General features: G+C 70.6%; 7 protein-coding genes and 1 pseudogene. 7 read left to right on the forward strand and 1 reads right to left on the reverse strand.

What is annotated here, in order from left to right; all coding sequences use genetic code 11:
* Positions 1-54: 54 nt before the first annotated feature.
* Genes M529_RS29880 through M529_RS29890 form a run of 3 tightly spaced genes read left to right on the forward strand, consistent with a single transcriptional unit; the run spans position 55 to position 1,305 of the window.
* Positions 55-333: a phage fiber-tail adaptor protein gene (locus M529_RS29880; RefSeq protein ID WP_021316927.1), complete on the forward strand. Its 279-nt coding sequence runs from the start codon at positions 55-57 to the stop codon at positions 331-333.
* A complete protein-coding gene (locus tag M529_RS29885) occupies positions 333-848 on the forward strand; it encodes a head-tail connector protein (RefSeq protein ID WP_021316928.1) in 516 nt (171 codons plus the stop codon). Before M529_RS29880 ends, M529_RS29885 begins: the two co-directional genes overlap by 1 nt.
* A 49-nt stretch (positions 849-897) precedes the next feature.
* Entirely contained in the window at positions 898-1,305 is a 408-nt protein-coding gene (locus M529_RS29890) for a DUF3168 domain-containing protein (protein ID WP_021316929.1), read from the forward strand.
* Positions 1,306-1,457: 152 nt separating this feature from the next.
* Here M529_RS29890 and M529_RS29895 read toward each other — a convergent pair whose 3' ends face one another.
* A complete protein-coding gene (locus M529_RS29895; RefSeq protein WP_021316930.1) occupies positions 1,458-1,781 on the reverse strand; it encodes a hypothetical protein in 324 nt (107 codons plus the stop codon).
* A 55-nt stretch (positions 1,782-1,836) separates the two neighbouring features.
* Here M529_RS29895 and M529_RS29900 point away from each other — a divergent pair, with 55 nt between their 5' ends.
* The 4 genes and pseudogenes from M529_RS29900 to M529_RS29915 form a co-directional block, all read left to right on the forward strand.
* On the forward strand, positions 1,837-2,244 hold the full coding sequence (locus tag M529_RS29900; protein ID WP_031294524.1) for a phage tail tube protein: 408 nt from the start codon (positions 1,837-1,839) through the stop codon (positions 2,242-2,244).
* Positions 2,241-2,561 carry a GTA-gp10 family protein gene (locus M529_RS29905; protein WP_021316932.1) on the forward strand — a complete coding sequence of 107 codons (321 nt, stop codon included), beginning with the start codon at positions 2,241-2,243 and terminating at the stop codon, positions 2,559-2,561. Before M529_RS29900 ends, M529_RS29905 begins: the two co-directional genes overlap by 4 nt.
* Complete coding sequence (locus M529_RS29910; RefSeq protein ID WP_021316933.1) at positions 2,558-2,752, forward strand: phage tail assembly chaperone; 195 nt, start codon at positions 2,558-2,560, stop codon at positions 2,750-2,752. Before M529_RS29905 ends, M529_RS29910 begins: the two co-directional genes overlap by 4 nt.
* A gap of 102 nt (positions 2,753-2,854) precedes the next feature.
* Positions 2,855-3,124: pseudogene (locus tag M529_RS29915) on the forward strand (tail tape measure protein); the annotation flags it as partial.

A 3,124-nucleotide genomic window follows, 5' to 3' on the forward strand; every position in this document is an offset into this window, starting at 1 on the left:
CGGCGGGCGTCCGGAGGCCCTGCGGCCGGAGAGGGAAGAGGGGAGACGAATCCGATGAGCATGCTGTGCAAGGATCCCCAGGCGGTGATCGACCAGGAGGTGGACTGGTCCGCCTATCTGGCGGGGCAGATGGTGGTGGCGAGCGGCTGGAGCGTGGCGCCGGACGAGGCGGGCGGGATCACCATCGAGGCCGAGGCGCGGGAGCCGAGCCGGACCAGCGCGCGGCTGGCCGGCGGGATCGTGGGGCGGGTCTATCGCGTCACCAACCAGGTGACGCTGTCGGACGGGCAGGTGGACGAGCGGTCGCTGACCGTCAGGGTGGAGGAGCGCTGATGCCGGTGGAAGCGGAAGAGGGCGCGCCAGCGGCGGCGCTGGACGAGCTGAAGGCCTATCTGCGGATGGAGGGCGGCGCGGAGGACGCACTGCTCGCCGGGCTGCTGCGCGGCGCGGCGGGGCTGTGCGAGCAGTTCATCGGCCAGTGGCTGATCGCCCGAGAGGCGCGCCAGACGGTCATCGCGGACGGGACGTGGCGGAAGCTGGCGGCGGGACCGGTGACGGCGATCCTGGAGGTGACGGAGGCGGGCGGCGGCACGCTGCCGGTCGAGCGCTATGCGATCGACATCGACGCGCGGGGCGACGGCTGGGTGAAGGCGGCGACGGACGCGCCGGTGACGGTGCGGTATCGCGCGGGAATGGCGGCCGACCTGAACGGAGTGCCGGAGGCGATCCGGCAGGGGATCGTGCGGCTGGCCGCCGAGCATCATGCGGCGCGCATGGGCGAGGCGGCGGTTCCACCGGCAGCGGTCAGCGCGCTGTGGCGGCCGTGGCGGCGGATGCGGCTGTCATGAGTGTGCCGCCCGGAGCGGCTATCGCAGCAGTGGCGGAAGGGAGACGGGCATGAGCGCGGAACTGGCGGTGCGCGGCGCGGTGCTGGCGGCGCTGAAAGGCGATGCGGCGCTGATGGACCGGCTGAACGGCCTGTTCGAGTTCGCGCCGGCGCGGGCGAGCCCGCCCTATGCGGTGCTGGGCGAGTGCCTGGGGTCCGACTGGGGCGCGAAGGATGTCGAGGGGCGCGAGCTGCGGCTGACGATCAGCCTGCACGATGCGGGCGAAACGCCGGGGCGGCTGGCGCCGGCGATGGCGCGGATCGACCCGGCGGTGCGGAGCGTGGCGGACGCGGGCGAGGGGTGGCGCGTGGTGACGGCGCGGCTGGTGCGATCGCGCGTGGCGAGGGCCGGCGGTCGCGAGCAAAGCGGCTGGCAGGCGGTGATGGATTATCGCCTGCGGGCGGTGCGGGAGGGGTAGGGCGGGGTTCGGCCATTCTCCGTCATCCAGCGAAAGCTGGGATCGCCCTTCTTCTGGCTCACCATACAGAAAGACAAGAGAGATCCCAGCTTTCGCTGGGATGACGACCCTGGATCAGCGGTCCGTTCATCCCTTCCCGGCAGGACGTCGGCTCAGGGCGTCTTCGCATATTCCTCGAAGTCGGCGATGATCTTGTCGACATATTCCGACACCTGATCGTCGGCGTCCGTCTGGGCGGCGGCGGCGGTCATGCCGCTCGCCTTGTCGTCGGCGAGGATGGCGTTGCGGAAGGCGGTTTCCTGCGCGGCGCATTTGGATTTCAGCAGCGCCTGGAAGTCGCCGAGCGAGGTCTTCGCCTCCAGCGCAGGCTGAATCTGGCTCGAAAGACATTGCGAAAAAGCCTTGCGCCCGGCGCCGACGGCATCGGCCGGAGCGGCAGTGGCAAGCATCAACATGAGCGGGACGATAGCGATCATCGGAACCTCTCCTCGGCCGATTTCCGGCACGTTTTATCTGGTGGGAGAATGCGCCATGGGCGTCGAAAAAGGAAGTGCATTTTTGCTGAAGGTGGGCGACGGAAACGTGCTGGCAACATATGCGACGGTCGCCGGAATGCGCACTACGCAGTTGTCCGTAAACGGCGAGGCGGTGAACGTCACGAGCAAGGATTCGGGCGGCTGGCGCGAACTGCTGTCGGGCGCGGGCGTGCGGTCGGTGAGTGTGTCGGCGGCCGGGCTGTTCACCGGATCGGCGGCCGAGATACGCATCCGCAACCATGCGCTGGCCGGCACGATCGACGACTATGAGCTGAGCTTCGAGAGCGGGGAGCGGATGCGGGGCCGGTTCCTGGTCACCCGGCTCGACTATGCGGGCGATTATAATGGCGAGCGCAACTATGCGCTGAGCCTGGAAAGCTCCGGCCCGGTGGTAAGCGAATGAGCGGGGCCGGCGAGGCGCCCAATGCGGCGAGGGGCGAGGCCGCGCTGGAGATCGGCGGCGAACGGCTGGTGGTGCGGCCGAGCTTTGCCGCTCTGGTGGCGGCCGAGGAGGAGCTGGGGCCACTGTTCGCGCTGGTAGACCGGGCGGCCGACGGGAAGCTGACGCTCGGCGAGATGGCCGGGCTGTTCTGGCACTGCCTGGTCGATCGGCGCGCGCTGACGCGCGAGGCGCTGGGCGAGGCGATGCTGGCGATCGGGCTGGCGAAGCTGGCGCCGCTGTTGCGGGCGGTGCTGCAGCAGATCCTGGCGGGGCGATGAGCTTTTCGGAGCGGGCAGCGCGGCTGGCGGGCATCGCCGGCTGGCTGCTGGGTTGGCGGCCGGACGAGTTCTGGCGCGCGACCCCGGCCGAGCTGGCGGCGGTACTGGCGGCAGCGCGGGGGGAGGAAGCCCCGGAGACCGGCGTCGATGCGGGCGAGCTGGTGCGGCTGATGGACGCGATGCCGGATTGACCAGACGCTAGGGCCTGAGTTGGGGGGAAAGCACTTCGCTGCGCTCAGCGGAGGGCTTCGACTTCGCTCAGCCCGAACGGATGCAGGTGGGAGGTCTTGGGGATGGACGAGGAGATCGAGACGCTGGTCCTGCAGGTGCGGACGGACCGGACGGGGTTCGCGCGCGAGGTCGAGGCGATGCGGGCCGACCTGGAAGGGCCGCTGGCGCTGGGCGCCGAGCGGGCCGGGCGGCGGATCGAAAGCGGGCTGCTGCGTGCGGCGCGGACGGGGAAGTTCGGATTCGAGGATCTGCGGCGGATCGCGCTGTCGGTGATGGACGAGATCGCCGCGAGCGCGCTGCGGTCCGCTGCGGGCGGGAGCGCGGGCGGCGGG

The organism is Sphingobium ummariense RL-3 (assembly GCF_000447205.1).
GTDB lineage: Bacteria > Pseudomonadota > Alphaproteobacteria > Sphingomonadales > Sphingomonadaceae > Sphingobium > Sphingobium ummariense.

What these genes read in the sequence shown, in the direction of transcription:
- M529_RS29880 (WP_021316927.1), top strand. Translation starts at nt 55, where the DNA reads ATGAGCATGCTGTGCAAGGATCCCCAGGCGGTGATCGACCAGGAGGTG.
- M529_RS29885 (WP_021316928.1), top strand. Translation starts at nt 333, where the DNA reads ATGCCGGTGGAAGCGGAAGAGGGCGCGCCAGCGGCGGCGCTGGACGAG.
- M529_RS29890 (WP_021316929.1), top strand. Translation starts at nt 898, where the DNA reads ATGAGCGCGGAACTGGCGGTGCGCGGCGCGGTGCTGGCGGCGCTGAAA.
- M529_RS29895 (WP_021316930.1), bottom strand. Translation starts at nt 1,781, where the DNA reads ATGATCGCTATCGTCCCGCTCATGTTGATGCTTGCCACTGCCGCTCCG.
- M529_RS29900 (WP_031294524.1), top strand. Translation starts at nt 1,837, where the DNA reads ATGGGCGTCGAAAAAGGAAGTGCATTTTTGCTGAAGGTGGGCGACGGA.
- M529_RS29905 (WP_021316932.1), top strand. Translation starts at nt 2,241, where the DNA reads ATGAGCGGGGCCGGCGAGGCGCCCAATGCGGCGAGGGGCGAGGCCGCG.
- M529_RS29910 (WP_021316933.1), top strand. Translation starts at nt 2,558, where the DNA reads ATGAGCTTTTCGGAGCGGGCAGCGCGGCTGGCGGGCATCGCCGGCTGG.